Source organism: Pseudomonas protegens, from assembly GCF_003363755.1.
In the GTDB taxonomy this organism is placed as follows: Bacteria; Pseudomonadota; Gammaproteobacteria; order Pseudomonadales; family Pseudomonadaceae; genus Aquipseudomonas; species Aquipseudomonas danubii.
Map to the genome: position 1 here is coordinate 3,884,809 of NZ_CP031396.1, position 19,058 is coordinate 3,903,866.

Below are 19,058 nucleotides of genomic sequence, written 5' to 3' on the forward strand. Positions count from 1 at the left end.
GTGGCCGTCGTCAGGCGCGACCTTGTCGTGCCCCGTCCTTTTCCTAATCCGTTGTCATCGACCGCGTCCATTGCCCGGGAGTTGTTCCATGAGCCGAATCGTTACCGTCGCCGCTACCCAGATGGCTTGTTCCTGGGACCTTGAGGCCAACCTGGAAACCGCCGAAAAGCTGGTCCGTGAAGCCGCCGCCAAAGGTGCGCAGATCATCCTGATCCAGGAATTGTTCGAGGCCCCGTATTTTTGCCAGAAGCCCAACCCGGACTATCTGCAACTGGCCACCACGGTCGATAGCAACGTCGCCATCGCGCACTTCCAGAAAGTTGCCCGGGAGTTGCAAGTGGTGCTGCCCATCAGCTTCTACGAGCTGGCGGGGCGTGCGCGATTCAACAGCATCGCGATCATCGATGCCGATGGCAGCAACCTGGGGATTTATCGGAAAAGCCATATCCCGGACGGCCCCGGCTACCACGAGAAGTACTACTTCAACCCGGGCGATACCGGCTTCAAGGTGTGGAACACCCGCTACGCGAAGATCGGCGTGGGCATCTGCTGGGACCAGTGGTTCCCCGAGTGCGCCCGCAGCATGGCGTTGCAAGGCGCGGAAATCCTCTTCTACCCGACCGCCATCGGCAGCGAGCCCCATGATCAGAGCATTTCCTCCCGCGACCACTGGCAGCGAGTGCAACAGGGGCATGCCGGGGCCAACCTGATGCCGTTGATCGCCAGCAACCGCATCGGCAACGAAGAGCAGGACGGTTACGACATCACCTTCTACGGTTCGTCCTTTATCGCCAATCAGTTCGGCGAGAAGGTTCAGGAGCTCAACCAAACCGAAGAAGGTATCCTTGTGCACAGCTTCGACCTCGACGAGCTCGAGCACATCCGCAGCGCCTGGGGCAGTTTCCGTGACCGTCGTCCGAACCTCTATGGCGCGCTGAAAACCCTCGACGGTTCCCTGGAGTCCTGAACACTATGAGCACTTTGCACAGCACGCCGCGCGCCGACGGTTTCTACATGCCGGCCGAATGGGCGACCCAGACCCAGACCTGGATGATCTGGCCCGAGCGTCCGGACAACTGGCGCCTGGGCGGCAAGCCGGCCCAGGCCGCCCACGCGGCGGTGGCCAAGGCCATTGCCCGCTTCGAACCGGTGACCGTGGCCGTCTCCGCGGGCCAGTATGAAAACGCCCGGGCGCGGCTGGACGTACCCAACATCCGCGTGGTGGAGATGTCCAGCGACGACGCCTGGGTCCGCGACACCGGTCCGACCTTCGTCATCAACCACAGCGGCGAAGTGCGTGGTGTGCACTGGGGCTTCAACGCCTGGGGCGGCTTCGAAGGCGGCCTCTATGCGCCGTGGAACCGTGACGAGCAGGTGGCCAGCAAGGTGCTGGAGATCGAGCGTTGCCAGGAGTACCGCACCGAAGGCTTCGTGCTCGAGGGCGGTTCGATTCACGTCGACGGCGAAGGCACGCTGATCACCACCGAGGAATGCTTGCTCAATCACAACCGCAACCCGCATCTGTCCCGTGAGCAGATCGAGGCGGTGTTGCGCGAGCACCTGGCGGTGGAGCAGATCGTCTGGCTGCCGGATGGCCTGTACAACGATGAAACCGACGGCCATGTGGATAACTTCTGCTGCTACGTGCGCCCGGGCGAAGTGCTGCTGGCCTGGACCGACGATCCCCAGGACCCGAACTACCCCCGCTGCCGAGCGGCCATGCAGGTGCTGGAAAACACCCGCGACGCCAAGGGCCGCACTTTCAAGGTGCACAAGATGCCGATTCCCGGTCCCTTGTATGCCACCGAAGAGGAATGCGCCGGTGTCGATGCCGTGCAAGGCAGCCAGGAGCGAAATCCCTCCGTGCGCCTGGCGGGTTCCTACGTGAACTTCCTGATCGTCAACGGCGGGATCATTGCGCCGAGTTTTGACGACCCGATGGACGCCCCGGCCAAGGCCATCCTCCAGGAATTGTTTCCCAAGCATGAAGTGGTGATGGTGCCGGGGCGCGAACTGTTACTGGGTGGCGGCAATATCCATTGCCTTACCCAACAGCAGCCCGCGCCGCAGCGAATTTGAGTGCCGTTGTAACAGATGGTGTTGCCTGTTTGACGGCGTCGGACCGATTCCGCACCGGGTGCTTTTCAGCAAGCCCGCAGCCCAGTTGGGTTGCGGGCTTTTTCATGGCCGTACGTCGAGCCACCTGGCACTTTGGCATAGCTCTTGTATCTGCTTCGTGGTGATTCTGAGACAGGTGGAACTTTTGTTGTTCTGTCATAAACCTTGGATAAGTTAGGCCGCTCAGATACCAGGAGAGAGCGCTGGAATGAATATGGTCAGCGAGCGGGCACCCCATCCCTTGGCAATGAATAACGAGTCGCTGCAGGTTCTGGCGCAATGGTTGAAGTCCAATGGAACGCGTCAGATCAGGGAACCTGATCCGCGCCGGATCATCGTTGAGCGTTACCCCGCTGGATTGCTCAGCGAGGCGGAACTGCAGGCACTGTGGGATGTGGTGAAAGGATAGAAAACGACGGATTGTAAAAAGCGCTGCCGGGATGGCAGCGCTTTTTTTTGGCCGGTCGTTTAGAAGCGGTAGTTGCCGGTGACCACCAGGCTACGGGGCTCCCCCGGCTGGATCTGGAAGGCACTGGTGGCGGAGCTGTAGTACTCGCGGTCAGCGATGTTGTTCAGCGCCGCGCGCACGTCCCAGTCCTTGTGCCGGTAACCGGCCAGGGCATCCCAGCGGCCGTAGCCTGGCAGCACCACGGTGTTGGCGCCATCGGCGTAGCGGTCGCCCACCAGGGTCAGGCCGGTCTCGGCGTACCAGCCCAGTTCCGGTTTCCAGGTGATGAACAGGCTGCCATTGCGCTTGGCCACGTTGTTCACGCGCTTGTCTTCGAAACCGTTGTTGTCCTTGACCACCACCGCGTCCTGCAGGCCGATGCCGCCGCGCAAGTACCAGTTGCCGACGAGCTTGCCGTTGGCAGTCAACTCGATACCCCGGGAGCGTTGCAGGCCGGTCATCAGGATGATGTTGCGATCCAGCGGATCGGTGGTGCGACGGTTGTAGAGCTCCAGTTCGTACACGGCCAGGGTGGTACTCAGGCGCTCGTCCAGCCAATCGCTCTTGACCCCGACTTCCTTCTGCCGGGTCAGCTCCGGGCTCAGGTCGTTGCCGTTACCGGCGGCGTTCGGGGTGATACCGATCAGGCCGCCACCCACCGGTGAGAACGATTTGCTCCACGAGGCATAGAACGAGTGGTGCTCCAGTGGCGTCCAGACTGCCCCTAGACGCGGGCTGACACTGTGGCTGTTGCGGCTATCGGAAACCCCGGTGCGGCGGTTGGTGGTCTCGACATCGAAGTTGTCGTAGCGCAGGCCGGCGAGCAATTGCCATTGCTCGTTCAGGCGCAGTTGGTCCTGCACGTAGAGCGCTCGGCTTTCGACCTCGGTGTGGTTGTTGCTGGAGACCTGCATGCGGCCGGTGTGGCTCTGGTACGGATTGGGGTTGTACAGATCCACGGCGGGAACCGCCTGGCTGCCGGGGCCTGTGGTGGCGGCGTTGTAGAGGATCGGGTCGCGGCGCTGGCTGCCGATCTCGATGCCGGTGAGCAGGCGGTGTTCCAGGCCAAAGGTGTCGAAGCGGCCTTCCAGCTCAGTGTTGTTGTAGATGTTGCGCGTCTTCAGATCCTGCTGCCAGCGCTGGCGCTGCACTTTGCCGGTGTTGGCGTTGTAGCCGGTCTGGTAGGTGTTGTCGAAGTCACTGTCGAGCTTGAACACGGCCAGGGTGTGGCGCAGTTGCCAGCTGTCGTTGAGCTCGTAAGTCAGCCTGGAGCGCAAGGACTGGGATTTGTCGTCGATGTAGTCGCGGTGGTCGCCGTAGGTGGTTTCCCGGCTGACGTTCGCCGGGCGTCCGTTGAGGCTGGTGATGCCGCGGTCCGGGGTGCGGTTGTAGCGGCTGTATTCGTACTGCACCAGCCAGTTCAGCTCCGGGGTGAGTTGCCAGCTCATGGACGGTGCGAACAGCTGGCGATTGCCACTGACGCCGTCGCGGAAACTGTTCTGGTCCTGATTGCCCAGGTTCAGGCGCAGGCTGAGGTTCTCTGTCGGATCGGCACTGAGGTCGGCGTACAGGCTGCGCAGGTCCTGGCTACCGCCCTGGACTTCGACGCTGGAGCGGCGGCCGAACTCCGGCAGCTTGCTCACCCGGTTGACGATGCCACCCTGGCTGCCACGGCCGTAGAGCACGGCCGCCGGGCCCTTGAGCACTTCGATGCGCTCGATGTTGTGCAGGTCGCGCACGTACTGGCTGTCGTCGCGGATGCCGTCCAGGTAGAAGTCGTTGCTGGCATCGAAACCCCGAATCCGCAGGCTGTCGAAGCGGGTGTCGGAGCCGCTGCTGACGTTGGGAATGCCGCTCAGGGCGCTGCCCAGATCGTTGTGGCCGTAGTCCAGAACGTTGGCGGTCTTGATCGTGTCGATGGCCTGGGGCACATAGCGCGCAGCGGTGGCGGTGCGGGTCGCGGTGCTGACTTCCTTGACCCGGGGATCGTCGGGGTCGGCCTCGGCTTCGGCGCTGATGGAGGTCGTTGGCAGGGTGGTGCTGGCAGCACAGGCAAAACCGGCGGTCAGCAGGGTGCAGAGTCCCAGTGACAGGGGCGTAAGGCGGAAATGGGCAGGCATCTGAAGCGCATCCGAAAGGAAGGTGAGTCAAGGGGGTGCGAATGATAATGCGTGCTATTTACTTATGTTAATTATTCGCTAAAAGTTCCTTCGCTCTATTGTTTCTAATTGTGTCGGCGTCGTATCTGCCCGCATACACAGGCTAAACAGACTGATTCGACCGGATACAGCAACAGACTAAAAGCCATTTCGAGGTTTTTCCCCTGGCGTGCGGGGCATAGTCTGCGGGCCATCGAATACTCAAGATCCTGTTGGAGTCCCTTATGTCCTCGGCCACCCTTCACTACATTTATGACCCGCTGTGCGGTTGGTGCTATGGCGCCAAGCCACTGATCCAGGCTGCCCAGGCAGTGGTGCCGGTGGTGGCCCATGCCGGTGGCATGATGATCGGTCGCAACCGCCAGCCGGTGTCACCGCAGTTGCGTGATTACGTCATGCCCCATGACCGACGCATCGCCGAGTACACAGGGCAACCTTTTGGCGAGGCCTATTTCGAGGGCTTGCTGCGTGACCACTCGGCGGTGTTCGACTCGGCACCGCCGATCGCTGCTGTATTGGCCGCCGAGGCCCAGGGCGGTCGTGGACTGGAATTGCTGGGGCGCCTGCAGACGGCTCATTACCTGGAGGGCCGGCGGATTGCTGATCGCGACGTCCTGCTGGAACTGGCGCAGACCTTGGGGTTTGCTCCACAACCGTTCGCCGTCGCCTACGATCAGGCGGTGGCCCTTGAGCTGGACGAGCATATAAAGAGCAGCCGGGCGCTGCTGGCCAAAGTTGGCGGCCAGGGTTTCCCAACCCTGGCGCTGGAGCGGGACGGTCGCTATCAATTGCTCGACATCAGCCCCTGGCTGGGCAAGCCCGAGGCCTTCGCGCAGTGGTTGAAGGCTTCCCAGGGCGCCACTAATGCCCCTCAAGATGGCGCGCTCCAGGCCTGTGGCCTGGACGGTTGTGCGCTTTGATCTCACCTGACCTGCGTGGAGTCACCCATGGATAACCTAGCGTTGATCAAAAGCACCTATGAAGGTGCCAACTCCCAGGAAAATGCGCACAACACCGCTGCGGCCCTGGCCCCGGATGCGCGTTGGACCGAAGCGGCGGGCTTTCCCTATGCCGGCACTTACGTCGGTTTCGAGGCGGTGCTGGAGCATGTTTTCAAGCGCCTGGGCTCGGAATGGCAGGACTTCACCTTCAAGGTGGAAGACTATGTGGCCCAGGGCGACAAGGTGTTCGCCTATGGCAACTACCAAGGCATCTACAAGGCCTCGGGCAAGCCGATCGATGTGCGAGTGGCTCATTTGTGGACCCTCAAAAACGGCAAAGTCACCCACTTCGAACAATTCGTCGACAGCCATAGCGTGCAGCTGGCAATGCTCTAGCCCGCAGTTCTTAGAATATTTTCAGCTATTCAAAGACGATTCACGAAATTGACACGTTGTTCAGGGCGCAGATAGGATTCGCCCCCAACGCCTGTGGCCAAGAGCCATATTTAAGAATAATAAAAGGCCCGCCGCGATCACCCGCGGTCGGGCTTTTTTGTTTCGACGGTAGAAGAGCGTTCAAACGCCATAGCCGAAAGAGCTCACAGCGCGTCATCAAACCGTAATAAGGAAAATAAAATGTCGAAACAGCGGATCTGCTTGATTGCACTGGGGATTCTGAGCGCTACACAGGCCATGGCCGACGGCCAGGCTGATGCCAAGGGTTTTGTCGAAGACAGCAGCCTGAAAGTGCTGTTGCGCAACGCCTACATCAACCGTGACTACAAAGACCGTAACAAGGACAAGGCCGAGTGGGGCCAGGCTGCCATCGGCACCTTTTCTTCCGGTTTCACCCAAGGCACCGTGGGCGTGGGCGTTGATGCCTTCGGCCTGTACGCACTGCGCCTGGACGGCGGCAAGGGCCGCAGCGGCGCTGGTGGTATCGACTTCTTCAAGCAAGGCGACAGCGGCAACGCCGCCGATGACCTGAGCAAGTTCGGTGCGGCGGTCAAGTTCCGCCTGTCCAACACTGTGCTGACCTACGGTGACCAGATGCCGGCCCTGCCGGTACTCAACTACGACAGCTCGCGTCTGCTGCCGGAAAGCTACACCGGCACCCTGATCACCTCCAAGGAGATCAAGGGCCTGGAGCTGAACGCCGGTCACTTCACCGCCGAATCGCGCAAGAGCGCCGAAGGCCGTGACAGTGGCGGTCTGAAGTCGATCAACGTATTGGGTGGTAGCTACCAGTTCACCGAACAGTTCAAGGGCGCGCTGTACGCTTCCGACGTCGAAGACGTGCTGAAGAAACAATACGTGAACCTGAACTACGTGTTCCCACTGGCCACCGACCAGTCCCTGACCCTGGACTTCAACGGTTACCGCACCAAGCTGGACAAATCCTTCGCCAAGGGCCTCAACGCCGGCGGTCAGGACAACAAGATCTGGAGCCTGGCGGCGACCTTCGCCACTGGCCCGCACTCGTTCACCGTCGCCCATCAGCGCAGCACCGGCGACAGCCACCTGGGCTACGCCTATGGCGGTTATCAGAAGTCCGGCTATGTGGGTGATGGCGGCAACACCATCTACCTGGCCAACTCCTACTGGTCCGACTTCAACGCGGAAGACGAACGCAGCTGGCAACTGGGCTACGGTCTGGACTTCGGCGCCTTCGGCGTACCGGGCCTGACCTACAACGTGGCCTACGTGCGTGGCGACAACATCACCACCGTCAACAGCACGGGTGGCAGCGAGCGAGAAATCTTCAACCAGCTCAAGTACGTGGTGCAGAGCGGCCCGGCCAAGGACCTGAGCATCAAAGTGCGCAGCTCGGTTCTGCGTGTGTCGCAGAAGTCGTATGAGTACAACAAAGGTGGCAACGAACTGCGCGTGTTCGTCGACTACCCGATCAACGTGTTCTGATGAGCGCTTGATCACCACCTGACTCTGGGTGGTTGTCGTGCAAAAAAGCCCCGACTGGTTCGGGGCTTTTTCATGTTCGGTTATCGCTTGCGGGGTTTTGCCTGAGAGGGCAGGTGGATGTTTTCGTACCACTGTCTTTTCAAGGCGTCGCCTTCGCGCTTGTAGGCAAACATTTCTTGCCAATGTTCGCTGGCGAGATGAAGCATTTTCCCTGGAATGTGTTCCGTCAGGTAGGTGAAGTAGCGCAGGTGGTGAGGGGCCAGAACCTTCATGAGCTTGTTGAGCTGTATGGTCTCCGCGTTTTCGCCAGTGTCTTTCAATGCTTCATTCAAGATGAAGGTCGGGATCACCATGATGTAGGTGCCGGTAGCGCCCGTGAAGTCCGGAATACCGTCGTCGAGTTGGTAGAGGATATAAACGTAGAGGTCTGCCCAGCGTCGTTTGAGCTGGTTACTGGTTAATTCCTTGCCATTGCGGGTCTGCATCCAGGCTGCCTTGGGAGACACCGGCAGCGCAGTTTTCAGTTCGTTGGCATAGGCCAGGTGACGAAGAGGTCGCTCTGTCTTGTCGACGAGCTTGGTTTTGACCTCCACCGCCCAGCCGTTCCAGGTGGTTCGGCAGAACCAGTCTGTGTCTTCGTTCAGGGGGTCAGTGGTGACCTTGCACGAATCCAGGAGCGGTTGCGGATAGCCAAAGTAAATATCCGCCACATCGCTTTCGCCATTGTCTTCGCTGACCGGGTCGAACAGCTTGTTGTGCAGGTAACCGTAAGGCCTACGGTTGGTCTCTGGCTTAAAGTCAGGGCTATGGGCCGGCGGATTGTTGCGCTCGAAGTCCTTGATCGCCGAAATGATGAATGACTCATACACCCGCCCGATCCAGCTGGGGTTGTTCTTGAGGATTTTCAGTAGTCGTTCTGACAGTTCCATCTGCGGGTGGTCCTTGGGGGGCAGGCAGGTCTGGCCATGAATGGCCTGGTCACGGGGCACCGGGATTTTCGGCGAGTGGTTGGTCGATATCAATCTTGCTACAGTCCGCGGCTCCTTCCTGTCACGGATGATTTCGATGTTCCGTACCCTGTTATCCGGCCTGTGCCTGCTGAGCGTCGCCAGCATCGCCCACGGCCAGCCAGCGACTGCATCCGAGCAGTTGCTCAGGCAGTTCTCACGCTGCGATGCGCAGTTTTTCCAGAGCCTGAACACCGCCCAACTGCCGGCCGCGACCTTGACCGTGGCCAAGTACGGTGCGGTGAGTGCGCCCAAGATCCTGAACCCCTTGCAGGAAGGCGGCCGCTACCAGGCGTTCGAACAGCCGCTGCTGGTCAACGGCGTGCGCTTGCTGGGCTACTACAATGAAGCCCAGTCGCTGAAGTCGGTGGGTAACCTGCTGTTCTGGGGGTTTATTGCCGAGGGCGAGCCCCGTGAAGTGGCCGCGGCGCTCAAACCTCTGCTGGTGGACAACCACCGCCTGAAGGCAGACCGCAGCGCCATGGTCCGGGTGGAGATCCGCCGGGTGGGCGACCCTATCGACAGCTGGCGCACCGAAGGTCTGGTCGGCGGCGGCGTGGCCACGCCGTTCGGTTTCGTCGAGCGGGTATTGAGCATCGACAAAGGCATCGCCAGCGCGCCGATCTCAGGTCGCACCACGATCTTCTGCAGCCTGCAGGGCACGGTTACCGCGCCACTGCTGCAGGTCTATCGCCCTGACCTCAACGCTCACCTGCTGGATTGAACAACATGCCTTCATTGTCTGTACGCGGGTCGATCCTGCTTGTGTGTGCCCTTGCCGTCACTGGCTGTGCCAGCCTGCAGAGCCAGGACCAGATCAACTACGCCCATTGCCGCCTGGTGGGCCAGGCCTCCAAGGCCGAGAAGTTCGATGTGGTGCTGCAAGAGGCCGACCTGTGCCTGTCGAAAAACCAACTGCCCAAGCCGATGCAGAGTCTGGTGTACTGGCTGAAGTCCGACGCCTACGCCAGCTTCAAGCGTTACCCGGAAGCCATCAGCGCCAAGGAAAAATCCATCGAACTGGGGCCCAAACCCGATGCCCGTGCGGTGCTGGACCTGAGCCGTCTCTATCGTGAGTCGGGCAACCCGCAAAAGGCCCTGCAACTGGTGCAGTCCAACCTCGACGCCAACCTGGGCGAGGCGGGCAAGGGCAGCGGCTTCAACATGCCGACCTACTACCACCTGGGCCAGGCCCTCTACGACCTGGGGCAATACCGTGAGGCGGCTGAAGCCTATAGCGCCGGTCTGCAAAAGCAGCCGGACTATGCCTGGGCCTTCTACCATCGTGGTTTGGCCTACGAAAAACTGGGCCTGACCGACGATGCCCGCGCCGACTTTACCCAGTTCGCCAAGCGGGTGGACCAGAAGTACGTCGAACCGCAGCACCAGGCCAAGCTGGCCGAATACCAGATCAGCCTGCCCTGAGCAGAGCCTTGCCGACGCAATGAAAAAGGCTCGCCGTTTGGCGAGCCTTTTTGTTCAGCAACCTTGCCCATCAGTCATCCGGATTGATCGCGAACTTCAGCTGATCGCCTTCCAGGTACACCACCGCCTCACGGCCATGGATATCCACAGGACGGGCTGAAATCGCTTCATGCTCCGGGACGATCTTGGACAGCACCTTGTGCTGCACGTCGACCCGCCAGATACAGGCCCGCGGCCCTTCGTTATCGAAGTACATCACCGGGCGGGTTTCGCTCCAGGTGGGATTGACGATGCTCCAGCCGGCCTCGACCTCATTGTGCTCGGTGACGTTCTCGGAGTAGGTGTTATTGCTCTGCCGGTCGTAGTCCAGGGACAGGCTGTAGTTCTCCTGGTTCAGATCCTGGCCGACCCGCGCCCGGGCATGGCGCAGGGTGTTGGAGAGCGACTGGAACACCTGCTGGCTGGCTTCGGGAGCACTGCGCGAGCCCAGGCGATAGCGCATGCCCTGCTGCAACTCGCCGCCGCTGCGCTGGCGGTAATAGAACACCCCGTCGACGATCCCGGCAAAGCGCTGGCCCTGATCGTTGGCCCCCGGCAGGGCCCAGCCGACAAAGCCGATATCCCGGGCAATGGGATGCAGGCCGGGCTGGTCATCGGCGTATTCGTAGAGGGTGCCGACATAGCCTTCCCGTCCTCTCTGGTACTGACCGACGAACAGCACCACATGCAGCACGCCATCCAGCACCTGGGCGTCGACGATCTGCTGATCGCCTTGCGCTGGAGCGGCGGTGAACTTGGCCAGGGTGAAGCGCTGCCAGTCATCAGGGTCCTGCAGGCGGTACTGACGGGTGGGGTCCATGGGCAGCAGCTCGTCCTTGTCGGGTGCCGGAGGGATCGGCAACAGCGTGAGCATTTTCACCTGGGACCGATAGGCCGACTCCAGGCAGTCGCTGTCGGTGCAGGTGTCGCGCACTTCCCGCAGCCACTGGGTTTGCAACAGGCGAAACACCTGCAGGTGCTTGAGGGCCTGGTAGCGGCGGTTCAACTCATCGTCCTTGGCGGACAGGGTCGGCGTGTCGCAGACGGTTTTCTCCACCCGGGTAGAGGCCTTGGCGCAGTCGAAACCGGCGGCCTGCAACTGGGGCATGAATGCAGCCAGGGCCAGGCCCGTAGCGGCAAGCGACAGCAGAGGAAACTTCATCAAAACATCCTTGTAGGCAAACGAGCTCGGATCAGGGGGAAGGGAAGGTCTGCAGATAGGCCAGCAGATTATCGATTTTCTCTTCATCGCTCAGCCCCCAGAAAATCATCCGCGTACCGGGCACCACGGCTTTTGGATCTTCCAGGTACTGGATGAGCTTGTCCCGGGTCCAGACGATGCCCGACGACTTCATGGCCGTTGAGTATTGATAGTCCGTGGCACTGCCTGCCGGGCGATCGATGATGCCGTTGAGCTGCGGCCCGAACGAACTGCGCACCGAAGGCCCTATATTGTGGCAGCCGCTGCACAAGCGCTTGAACAGCTTGCCACCGGCCTCGGCGTCGCCGGCCAGGGCCGGAGCGCTGAACAGCAGGGAGTGGAGCAACAGGGTCAGGATCGATAGGGAAATGGACTTCATGGGCGGCCTGTGTACAACGGGGATCGGCGGGTATTGGAGCATGAAGTGCGGTGCAGATGGATAGCCAAAACAGTTAGGTTCACACGTGGTTCCGTTCATCGTTATTTTTTTGATGTGTATTGTTGTATGCATAATATTGCGTATATTGAGGGTGCGCGTGCCGCAATACCGACTGATAATGAACTGACAAAGACGAACGAACTGAGTGATGAATCGAGGCAATAGAGCATGAGTGCACTCCTAGACCGAGCTGAGCAGGCAGTGTCCGCTACAGCGATGGTTCGAGGCTTTAGCGCGAAACTGAAGGAAGTTACGAGCGGTGAAGTCACTCATTTGGTGATTTTCAAGGATAACGAGCCAGCAGCTGTGCTGGTGGGTGTAGACGCCTACCAAGCTTTGCAGGACGAACTCGAAGATCTTCGCGCTGAGCGTTTGGCCATTGAGCGCCTGTCCACTTTGGACGAACAGAACACAGTGAGCCTTGAGGACATGGAGGCTCGCTTCAAGTAGGCAATAGTCAATGACCTGGAGCGTTCGGTTTCACCCTGATGTTGAGCGAGATCTCGCTCAGTTAGGTAGGGCTGAGGCAAAAAGAGTCCTTAAGGTGATCCGGGAGCGGATCGTTGAAGGCGAGCCAGACAAGATCGGCAAGCTCCTTCGCGGCGCTCTCGCCGGTCACCGCCGGATTCGGACAGGTGATGTTCGCATCGTCTATAGGATCCAAGGTTCTGAGATCGTGCTGGTCCTGTGCATTGGGGCCAGACGCGACGATGAAGTCTATGAGGCCGCCAATAGGCGAGTCTGACCCTTGAGCCCCGCTTCGGCGGGTTTTTTTATCCAACCTTCCATCACCTTGGCCCTTCGAGGGAGCTCTGCTGGGTGCCTGCCACGTGGGCGCTCCTTATCCTTCTGGTTGCGCGTCGATCAAATTCGATGCAAATGACCTGCTCGAAATGGCTAGAGGCATAGGTCGTGCGTTGACGACGAGCAAATCCCAAGTCTCGATGAAAATGATGGGCATGCCAGGAAGCGAAAGCGTAGGTGCGGACAATTTGTGGGCGCTCTCACGACATGACGTGAGGCTTTTCTGAGGTACGGAAACAACAAAGCCCCTGCATTTCTGCAGGGGCTTCGTTTTGTATGGTGCCGGCACCAGGAGTCGAACCCGGGACCTACTGATTACAAGTCAGTTGCTCTACCAACTGAGCTATACCGGCGTGTTAGGGCGACGATTATAGCGATTGGCGGGGTTCTGTAAACCCCTGAAATCTGACTATTTTTGCGTGGGCCCATGCGGACTCTATACGTAGCGTTCCCAGGCACTCTGGGGCTCAAGCGCGAGGAGGCTTTGAATCATCGGCGGATAGCCGATGATTCAGTGCAGACGGCCCCCACTCGGCCGATAGCCTGCTCAGCCGCTCATACCGCTTCAGACAAAGGAAAGATCAGTCATGAAACCTGGAAATATTCCCTTGCTGGCGCTGCTGTCGTTGCTCGGCGCCTGTAGCGTCAAGCCGGTGGAGCCTTATTCGGAGCCGCCCCTGGGTGTGCCGACGGCGCAGTTGCGGGTGATCACCAATGGCGAGGTGCGCGGTGAGGTCTATGCCGGTTGCCAGGGTGACAGCAAGCGCTTGGCCAAGGCCGGGCGCTTCGGCAGCGATCAACAGGCGAACATCAACTATCCGCAGTTTCCCATGCAGCCAAGGCAGATCGACATGCTGCCGCGTTTCGCGCCGAAGCTGCCGTCCTACGTGGGGGCGATCCGTATGGGCGAGGGTTCTTACAACGAGGTCGTCACCGAGTATCGGGTGCCCGCTGGCAGGCCTTTTCTGCTGGAAGGGGGAGGTGTTGCCGCAGGCAGTTATGGCAGTACCTATCGCACCTGTCCGCCGGTGAAGAAGGTGGTGCTGTTGGAGCCGGGCAAGAGTTACGAAGCCTTTGTCGGCTTGAATTACATCCCGGTGGCCGGGGGCGAGGTGCAAGCGATGTGTGCGTTTGCGGTGTACCAGTTGCTGCCGCTGAGCAAACCGGGGGCAACCCTGCCGCTGGCGGTCCAGTCCAGGCCTCCAGCGGACCGGCGTTGCCCCGGTCAGTGAGTGTCCCCGGCCGGGGGTTAGCCGGCCAGGGAGCTTTTGCCTAGGCCTCCCAGCCCGCGTCACGTACTGCTTGCTGGACCAACGGATGCAGTTCGGCACCTTGCTGCTCGGTCTGCCAGGCCAGCAGTTCCTTGCGCATGGCCGGGGTCCAGAACATCTGCATGTGGTTGCGCACGCTCAGCACCGCCTGCGCCTGATCCGGCTCGTTGGCAAAGTACGCGGCGATCTGGTTGGCCATCTTGATCAGGTTGGCGGTGCTCATCGGCGCACCTCCGCCTTGCCGCCCCGGGAGCGCCGGCGTTCATCCAGCAGGCGATGCTGTTCGTCGCTGAATGCCTGGTAGCGCTTCTGCCATTCGGAAGGGTGGTAGACGCGGCTGACTTCCACCGCCGTGACCTTGTACTCCGGACAGTTGGTGGCCCAGTCGGAGTTGTCGGTGGTGATCACGTTGGCCCCCGATTCGGGGAAGTGGAAGGTGGTGTAGACCACGCCCGGCGCTACCCGCTCGGTAACCCGGGCGCGCAGCACGGTCTGCCCGGCGCGGCTGCCGATGCCCACCCAGTCGCCTTCGTTGATGCCCCGGCTCTCGGCGTCGGTGGGGTGGATTTCCAGGCGGTCCTCGGCGTGCCAGGCAACGTTGTCGGTGCGTCGGGTCTGGGCGCCGACGTTGTACTGGCTGAGGATGCGGCCGGTGGTCAGCAGCAGCGGGTAGCGGCCATTGACCTTCTCGTCGGTGGGCACGTAGCCGGTGAGCATGAAACGGCCCTTGCCGCGCACGAACTCGTCGATGTGCATGGTCGGCGTACCGTCCGGCGCGGCGTCGTTGCACGGCCATTGCAGGCTGCCGTGGCGATCCAGGCTGGCGTAGCTGACGCCGGTGAAGGTCGGGGTCAGGCGGGCGATTTCATCCATGATTTCCGAGGGATGGTTGTAGTGCATCGGGTAGCCCAGGGCCGCCGCCAGGGCCAGGGTGCCTTCCCAGTCGGCCTTGCCGCCCAGCGGCTCCATGACCTTGCGCACCCGGGAGATGCGCCGTTCGGCGTTGGTGAAGGTGCCGTCCTTTTCCAGGAACGAGCTGCCCGGCAGGAACACGTGGGCGAACTTGGCGGTCTCGTTGAGGAAAATGTCCTGCACCACCACGCATTCCATGGCCGACAGGGCCGCGGTCACGTGCTGGGTGTTGGGGTCGCTCTGGGCGATGTCCTCGCCCTGGCAGTACAGGCCCTTGAAGCTGCCGCCCAGGGCCGCTTCGAACATGTTGGGAATGCGCAGCCCGGGGTCGGCTTGCAGGGTGACGTTCCAGGCCTGCTCGAACTCCTGGCGCACCGCCTGGTTGGAGATGTGCCGGTAGCCCGGCAGCTCGTGGGGGAAGGAGCCCATGTCGCAGGAACCCTGGACGTTGTTCTGCCCCCGCAGCGGGTTCACCCCGACCCCTTCGCGGCCGATGTTGCCGGTGGCCATCGCCAGGTTGGCGATGCCCATCACCGCGGTGCTGCCCTGGCTGTGTTCGGTGACGCCCAGGCCGTAGTAGATCGCCGCGTTGCCGCCGGTGGCGTACAGGCGCGCAGCGGCGCGGATATCGGCGGCGGGTACGCCACAGATCGCGCCGAGCACTTCCGGCGAGTTGTCGGCGCGGCTGACGAAGGCGCTCCATTGGGCGAAGGCTTGCGGCTCGCAGCGGGCGTCGACGAACTCTTGATTGACCAGGCCCTCGGTGACGATCACATGGGCCAGGGCATTGAGCATGGCCACGTTGGTGCCTGGGCGCAGGGCCAGGTGCAACTCGGCGCGGGCGTGCACCGCGTCCACCAGATCGATGCGCCGTGGGTCGATGACGATCAGCTTGGCCCCTTCACGCAGGCGCCGTTTGAGCTGGGAACCGAACACCGGGTGCGCGTCGCTGGGGTTGGCGCCCATGACCAGGATCACGTCGGCCTGCATCACCGAGTCGAAGCTCTGGGTGCCAGCGGATTCCCCCAGGGTCTGCTTGAGGCCGTAGCCGGTGGGCGAGTGGCAGACCCGCGCACAGGTGTCGACGTTGTTGTTGCCGAAGGCCGCCCGCACCAGCTTCTGTACCAGGTAGGTTTCTTCGTTGGTGCAGCGGCTGGAGGTGATGCCGCCGATGGAGTCGCGGCCGTACTTGAACTGGATGCGCCGCAGCTCGCTGGCGGCGTAGGTCACCGCTTCGTCCCAGCTGACTTCCTGCCACGGGTCGCTGATGTGCTTGCGGATCATCGGCTTGGTGATGCGATCCGGGTGGGTGGCGTAGCCCCAGGCGAAGCGGCCCTTGACGCAGGAATGGCCGTGGTTGGCCTGGCCGTTCTTGTCCGGAACCATGCGCACCAGTTGCTCGCCCTTCATCTCGGCGCGGAACGAGCAGCCAACCCCGCAGTAGGCGCAGGTGGTGATCACTGCCCGCTCCGGCTGGCCCATTTCCACCACGCTTTTTTCCATCAGGGTCGCGGTGGGGCAGGCCTGCACGCAGGCACCGCAGGATACGCATTCGGAGTCCAGGAAGTTGTCGCCACCGGCCGCCGCGACCCGGGATTCGAAGCCGCGGCCGCTGATGGTCAGGGCGAAGGTGCCCTGGGTCTCCTCGCAGGCGCGCACGCAGCGGTTGCAGACGATGCACTTGCTCGGGTCGTAGTCGAAGTAGGGGTTGGAGCTGTCTTTCTGATCGTCCAGGTGGTTGGCGCCGTCATAGCCGTAGCGCACTTCCCGCAGGCCCACCTGGCCGGCCACGGTCTGCAGTTCGCAGTTGCCATTGGCCGAGCAGGTCAGGCAGTCCAGCGGGTGGTCGGAGATGTACAGCTCCATCACGTTGCGCCGCAGGGTCGCCAGTTTCGGCGTTTGCGTATGCACCACCATGCCTTCGCTGACCGGGGTGGTGCAGGAGGCCGGGTAGCCGCGCATGCCGTCGATCTCCACCAGGCACATGCGGCACGAGCCGAAGGCTTCCAGGCTGTCGGTGGCGCAGAGTTTGGGAATGGTGGTGCCCATCAGTGCCGCGGCGCGCATCACCGAGGTGCCCTGGGGCACGCTGATGCTGCGGCCGTCGATGTTCAGGCTGACTTGCACCTGGCTGTCGCGGGCCGGGGTGCCGAAGTCCACGGCATTGAGGTCGATGTCTGTGGCAGGGTCGAAAATACTGATCATTGGTCGGCCTCCGAGGGCTGCAGACCGAAGTCGGCGGGAAAGTGCTTCAGGGCGCTGGCCACCGGGTAGGAGGTCATCCCGCCCAGGGCGCACAGCGAACCGTATTGCAGGGTGTCGCACAGGTCTTTGAGGATCAGCGCCTGCTCGTCGCGGCGGCCTTGATCGGGGGCCGCCAGCAGGCGGTCGATGACCTCCACGCCGCGGGTCGAGCCAATGCGGCACGGGGTGCATTTGCCGCAGGATTCCTCGGCGCAGAATTGCAGGGCGAAGCGCGCCATGTGGGCCATGTCCAGGCTGTCATCGGCCACCACCACGCCGCCGTGGCCGAGCATCGCGCCCATGGCGGCGAAAGCTTCGTAATCCAGCGGTGTATCGAACTGCGCCGGTGGCACCCAGGCGCCGAGCGGGCCGCCCACTTGCGCGGCCTTCAGTGGCCGGCCACTGGCGGTGCCGCCGCCGTAGCCTTCCACCAGTTCGCGCAGGGTCAGGCCGAAGGCCCGTTCCACCAGGCCGCCATGACGCACGTTGCCCGCCAGCTGGAAGGGCATGGTGCCCAGGGAGCGGCCCATGCCGTAGTCGCGATAGAAGGCTGCACCCTTTTCCAGGATCAGCGGCACCGAGGCCAGGGTCAGCACGTTGTGCACCAGGGTCGGCTGGCCGAACAGGCCTTGCAGCGCCGGGATCGGTGGCTTGGCGCGAACGATGCCGCGCTTGCCTTCCAGGGAGTCCAGCAGCGCGGTTTCCTCGCCGCAGATATAGGCCCCGGCGCCGACCCGTACCTCCATGTCGAACGCCTGGCCGCTACCGCCGGCATTGGCCCCGAGGTAACCGGCATCCCGGGCGATGTCCAGGGCCTCGCGCAAGGTCGCCACCGCCTGGGGATATTCCGAGCGCACGTAGATGTAGCCGTAGCTGGCGCCGACCGCGATGCCGGCAATGGCCATGCCTTCGATCAGCAGGAACGGGTCGCCTTCCATCAGCATGCGGTCGGCGAAGGTGCCAGAGTCGCCTTCGTCGGCGTTGCACACCACGTACTTTTGCTGCTGCGGGGTGTCGCGCACGGTGCGCCATTTGATCCCGGCGGGGAACGCCGCGCCGCCGCGGCCGCGCAGGCCGGAGTCGAGCACCGTGGTCACGGTCTGCTCACCGCCCAGGGCGACGGCGCGGCCCAGGCCCTCGAAGCCGCCGTGGGCCCGATAGTCCGCCAGGGACAGCGGCCGGGTAATGCCGGCGCGGGCGAACAGCAGGCGTTGCTGGCTTTTCAGGTAGGGCAGGTCTTCGACTCGGCCCAGGGCCAGGGGATGGCTGGTAGGGGCGTCTTGCAGGGCTTTCAGCAGCGAGGGCACGTCGGCGACGCTCACCGGGCCGAAGCCCAGGCGTCCGTCCGGGGTATCGACTTCCAGCAGCGGTTCCAGCCAGTACAGGCCACGGGAGCTGGTGCGTTGCAATTGCAGCGGCAGGTTGTGGTGCTCGGCCTGGGCGGCGATGGCGTCGGCCACCGCGTCGGCGCCCACGGCCCGGGCCAGGGAATCACAGGGCAGATAGAGGCTCGGCATCACGCGTCCTCCCGGCAACTGTCCAGCAGCGCGTCCAGGCATTCGGCGCTGACTCGGGCATGCAGTTGTCCATCCAGCTCCAGGGCCGGCGAGCAGGCACAGGCACCCAGGCAGTACACCGGCCGCAGGCTGATGGAACCGTCAGCGCTGCTGCCGTGGTCATCCAGTTGCAGGCGTGCGCGCAGTTGCGCCGCCAGTTGCTCGGCGCCGCGGCTCTGGCAGGACTCGGCACGGCACAGGCGCAGGATGTGCCGCGCCGGTGGCGCGGTACGAAAATCATGGTAGAAGCTGATCACCCCGCGCACTTCCGCCTGGCTCTGATTGAGCGCATGGGCAATGTCGGGGACGGCCAGATCGGGGATGTAGCCGAGCTCTTCCTGAATCTGATGGAGAATCGGCAACAGCGCACCCGGGGAGCCTTTGTGACGCTCCAGCAGGGTGTGGATCAACGGCAGATGCAGTGTTTCATCAGGCATACAGCAATTCCTCACGGTCACGGACGAACCTGGTGGTTGTCGGCTGTCCGAAAGTGTCGGCTGCGGCACTGGTTGCCACGTCACGGTAGCGCGGCGTTTCAGGCCGTTGGCCATGCACCCTGAATGGGTATCTTGTT

19 protein-coding genes and 1 tRNA gene are annotated in these 19,058 nt (G+C 62.2%); 11 read left to right on the forward strand and 9 right to left on the reverse strand.

Annotation, left to right across the window (positions count from 1 at the left end):
• The first annotated feature begins 88 nt into the window (after positions 1-88).
• From aguB to DWF74_RS17575, 3 genes are all read left to right on the forward strand, one after another.
• Positions 89-967: an N-carbamoylputrescine amidase gene (gene aguB, locus DWF74_RS17565; protein ID WP_102862683.1), complete on the forward strand. Its 879-nt coding sequence runs from the start codon at positions 89-91 to the stop codon at positions 965-967.
• A 5-nt stretch (positions 968-972) separates the two neighbouring features.
• Positions 973-2,079, forward strand: a complete 1,107-nt coding sequence (aguA, locus tag DWF74_RS17570) for an agmatine deiminase (RefSeq protein ID WP_115581389.1) — start codon at positions 973-975, stop codon at positions 2,077-2,079.
• A 247-nt stretch (positions 2,080-2,326) separates the two neighbouring features.
• The gene (locus tag DWF74_RS17575; RefSeq protein WP_102862685.1) at positions 2,327-2,527 is read left to right on the forward strand and encodes a hypothetical protein; all 201 of its coding nucleotides are present in this window, start codon (positions 2,327-2,329) and stop codon (positions 2,525-2,527) included.
• Positions 2,528-2,586: 59 nt separating this feature from the next.
• Here the strand turns inward: DWF74_RS17575 and DWF74_RS17580 are convergent, their stop codons facing one another.
• Positions 2,587-4,686, reverse strand: coding sequence for a TonB-dependent receptor (locus DWF74_RS17580; RefSeq protein WP_115581390.1), 2,100 nt, complete (start codon positions 4,684-4,686; stop codon positions 2,587-2,589).
• A 263-nt stretch (positions 4,687-4,949) separates the two neighbouring features.
• On the opposite strand from DWF74_RS17580, the gene DWF74_RS17585 reads away from it, so the two are divergent.
• The 3 genes from DWF74_RS17585 (at position 4,950) to DWF74_RS17595 (ending at position 7,586) form a co-directional block, all read left to right on the forward strand.
• Positions 4,950-5,645, forward strand: coding sequence for a DsbA family protein (locus DWF74_RS17585; protein WP_102862687.1), 696 nt, complete (start codon positions 4,950-4,952; stop codon positions 5,643-5,645).
• Between the two features lie 27 nt (positions 5,646-5,672).
• Positions 5,673-6,062 carry a nuclear transport factor 2 family protein gene (locus DWF74_RS17590; protein ID WP_102862688.1) on the forward strand — a complete coding sequence of 130 codons (390 nt, stop codon included), beginning with the start codon at positions 5,673-5,675 and terminating at the stop codon, positions 6,060-6,062.
• Between the two features lie 240 nt (positions 6,063-6,302).
• The gene (locus DWF74_RS17595) at positions 6,303-7,586 is read left to right on the forward strand and encodes an OprD family porin (protein ID WP_115581391.1); all 1,284 of its coding nucleotides are present in this window, start codon (positions 6,303-6,305) and stop codon (positions 7,584-7,586) included.
• A gap of 80 nt (positions 7,587-7,666) precedes the next feature.
• Here the strand turns inward: DWF74_RS17595 and DWF74_RS17600 are convergent, their stop codons facing one another.
• Positions 7,667-8,515 carry a hypothetical protein gene (locus tag DWF74_RS17600; RefSeq protein WP_162884105.1) on the reverse strand — a complete coding sequence of 283 codons (849 nt, stop codon included), beginning with the start codon at positions 8,513-8,515 and terminating at the stop codon, positions 7,667-7,669.
• Positions 8,516-8,651: 136 nt separating this feature from the next.
• On the opposite strand from DWF74_RS17600, the gene DWF74_RS17605 reads away from it, so the two are divergent.
• Both DWF74_RS17605 and DWF74_RS17610 read left to right on the forward strand, forming a co-directional pair.
• The gene (locus DWF74_RS17605) at positions 8,652-9,317 is read left to right on the forward strand and encodes a hypothetical protein (protein WP_240321946.1); all 666 of its coding nucleotides are present in this window, start codon (positions 8,652-8,654) and stop codon (positions 9,315-9,317) included.
• 5 nt (positions 9,318-9,322) lie between these two features.
• The gene (locus tag DWF74_RS17610; RefSeq protein WP_115581393.1) at positions 9,323-10,018 is read left to right on the forward strand and encodes a tetratricopeptide repeat protein; all 696 of its coding nucleotides are present in this window, start codon (positions 9,323-9,325) and stop codon (positions 10,016-10,018) included.
• 70 nt (positions 10,019-10,088) lie between these two features.
• On the opposite strand, the gene DWF74_RS17615 is transcribed toward DWF74_RS17610, so the two are convergent.
• Together DWF74_RS17615 and DWF74_RS17620 are read right to left on the reverse strand one after the other, a co-directional pair.
• Complete coding sequence (locus DWF74_RS17615) at positions 10,089-11,219, reverse strand: lysozyme inhibitor LprI family protein (RefSeq protein WP_115581394.1); 1,131 nt, start codon at positions 11,217-11,219, stop codon at positions 10,089-10,091.
• A gap of 31 nt (positions 11,220-11,250) precedes the next feature.
• A complete protein-coding gene (locus tag DWF74_RS17620; RefSeq protein WP_115581395.1) occupies positions 11,251-11,637 on the reverse strand; it encodes a c-type cytochrome in 387 nt (128 codons plus the stop codon).
• A gap of 276 nt (positions 11,638-11,913) precedes the next feature.
• On the opposite strand from DWF74_RS17620, the gene DWF74_RS17625 reads away from it, so the two are divergent.
• Together DWF74_RS17625 and DWF74_RS17630 are read left to right on the forward strand one after the other, a co-directional pair.
• Complete coding sequence (locus DWF74_RS17625; RefSeq protein WP_221178206.1) at positions 11,914-12,147, forward strand: type II toxin-antitoxin system Phd/YefM family antitoxin; 234 nt, start codon at positions 11,914-11,916, stop codon at positions 12,145-12,147.
• A gap of 10 nt (positions 12,148-12,157) precedes the next feature.
• A complete protein-coding gene (locus DWF74_RS17630; protein ID WP_115581396.1) occupies positions 12,158-12,442 on the forward strand; it encodes a type II toxin-antitoxin system RelE family toxin in 285 nt (94 codons plus the stop codon).
• A gap of 336 nt (positions 12,443-12,778) precedes the next feature.
• Here the strand turns inward: DWF74_RS17630 and DWF74_RS17635 are convergent.
• Positions 12,779-12,854: transfer RNA gene (locus DWF74_RS17635), tRNA-Thr, on the reverse strand.
• A 234-nt stretch (positions 12,855-13,088) separates the two neighbouring features.
• On the opposite strand from DWF74_RS17635, the gene DWF74_RS17640 reads away from it, so the two are divergent.
• Positions 13,089-13,733 carry an amidase gene (locus DWF74_RS17640; protein WP_115581397.1) on the forward strand — a complete coding sequence of 215 codons (645 nt, stop codon included), beginning with the start codon at positions 13,089-13,091 and terminating at the stop codon, positions 13,731-13,733.
• Positions 13,734-13,773: 40 nt separating this feature from the next.
• Here the strand turns inward: DWF74_RS17640 and DWF74_RS17645 are convergent, their stop codons facing one another.
• Genes DWF74_RS17645 through DWF74_RS17660 form a run of 4 tightly spaced genes read right to left on the reverse strand, consistent with a single transcriptional unit; the run spans position 13,774 to position 18,921 of the window.
• Positions 13,774-13,995, reverse strand: coding sequence for a formate dehydrogenase subunit delta (locus DWF74_RS17645; protein WP_102862704.1), 222 nt, complete (start codon positions 13,993-13,995; stop codon positions 13,774-13,776).
• Positions 13,992-16,889 (reverse strand): formate dehydrogenase subunit alpha, encoded by a 2,898-nt coding sequence (fdhF, locus tag DWF74_RS17650; RefSeq protein WP_115581398.1) that lies wholly within the window; start codon positions 16,887-16,889, stop codon positions 13,992-13,994. The genes DWF74_RS17645 and fdhF overlap by 4 nt, the downstream gene beginning before the upstream one ends.
• Entirely contained in the window at positions 16,886-18,445 is a 1,560-nt protein-coding gene (locus DWF74_RS17655) for an NADH-ubiquinone oxidoreductase-F iron-sulfur binding region domain-containing protein (RefSeq protein ID WP_115581399.1), read from the reverse strand. The genes fdhF and DWF74_RS17655 overlap by 4 nt, the downstream gene beginning before the upstream one ends.
• Complete coding sequence (locus DWF74_RS17660) at positions 18,445-18,921, reverse strand: formate dehydrogenase subunit gamma (protein WP_115581400.1); 477 nt, start codon at positions 18,919-18,921, stop codon at positions 18,445-18,447. Before DWF74_RS17660 ends, DWF74_RS17655 begins: the two co-directional genes overlap by 1 nt.
• Positions 18,922-19,058: the final 137 nt, after the last annotated feature.

Excerpts from the sequence above, each read along its gene's own strand:
- aguB (WP_102862683.1), top strand. The coding sequence starts at position 89 with ATGAGCCGAATCGTTACCGTCGCCGCTACCCAGATGGCTTGTTCCTGG.
- aguA (WP_115581389.1), top strand. The coding sequence starts at position 973 with ATGAGCACTTTGCACAGCACGCCGCGCGCCGACGGTTTCTACATGCCG.
- DWF74_RS17575 (WP_102862685.1), top strand. The coding sequence starts at position 2,327 with ATGAATATGGTCAGCGAGCGGGCACCCCATCCCTTGGCAATGAATAAC.
- DWF74_RS17580 (WP_115581390.1), bottom strand. The coding sequence starts at position 4,686 with ATGCCTGCCCATTTCCGCCTTACGCCCCTGTCACTGGGACTCTGCACC.
- DWF74_RS17585 (WP_102862687.1), top strand. The coding sequence starts at position 4,950 with ATGTCCTCGGCCACCCTTCACTACATTTATGACCCGCTGTGCGGTTGG.
- DWF74_RS17590 (WP_102862688.1), top strand. The coding sequence starts at position 5,673 with ATGGATAACCTAGCGTTGATCAAAAGCACCTATGAAGGTGCCAACTCC.
- DWF74_RS17595 (WP_115581391.1), top strand. The coding sequence starts at position 6,303 with ATGTCGAAACAGCGGATCTGCTTGATTGCACTGGGGATTCTGAGCGCT.
- DWF74_RS17600 (WP_162884105.1), bottom strand. The coding sequence starts at position 8,515 with ATGGAACTGTCAGAACGACTACTGAAAATCCTCAAGAACAACCCCAGC.
- DWF74_RS17605 (WP_240321946.1), top strand. The coding sequence starts at position 8,652 with ATGTTCCGTACCCTGTTATCCGGCCTGTGCCTGCTGAGCGTCGCCAGC.
- DWF74_RS17610 (WP_115581393.1), top strand. The coding sequence starts at position 9,323 with ATGCCTTCATTGTCTGTACGCGGGTCGATCCTGCTTGTGTGTGCCCTT.
- DWF74_RS17615 (WP_115581394.1), bottom strand. The coding sequence starts at position 11,219 with ATGAAGTTTCCTCTGCTGTCGCTTGCCGCTACGGGCCTGGCCCTGGCT.
- DWF74_RS17620 (WP_115581395.1), bottom strand. The coding sequence starts at position 11,637 with ATGAAGTCCATTTCCCTATCGATCCTGACCCTGTTGCTCCACTCCCTG.
- DWF74_RS17625 (WP_221178206.1), top strand. The coding sequence starts at position 11,914 with ATGGTTCGAGGCTTTAGCGCGAAACTGAAGGAAGTTACGAGCGGTGAA.
- DWF74_RS17630 (WP_115581396.1), top strand. The coding sequence starts at position 12,158 with ATGACCTGGAGCGTTCGGTTTCACCCTGATGTTGAGCGAGATCTCGCT.
- DWF74_RS17640 (WP_115581397.1), top strand. The coding sequence starts at position 13,089 with ATGAAACCTGGAAATATTCCCTTGCTGGCGCTGCTGTCGTTGCTCGGC.
- DWF74_RS17645 (WP_102862704.1), bottom strand. The coding sequence starts at position 13,995 with ATGAGCACCGCCAACCTGATCAAGATGGCCAACCAGATCGCCGCGTAC.
- fdhF (WP_115581398.1), bottom strand. The coding sequence starts at position 16,889 with ATGATCAGTATTTTCGACCCTGCCACAGACATCGACCTCAATGCCGTG.
- DWF74_RS17655 (WP_115581399.1), bottom strand. The coding sequence starts at position 18,445 with ATGCCGAGCCTCTATCTGCCCTGTGATTCCCTGGCCCGGGCCGTGGGC.
- DWF74_RS17660 (WP_115581400.1), bottom strand. The coding sequence starts at position 18,921 with ATGCCTGATGAAACACTGCATCTGCCGTTGATCCACACCCTGCTGGAG.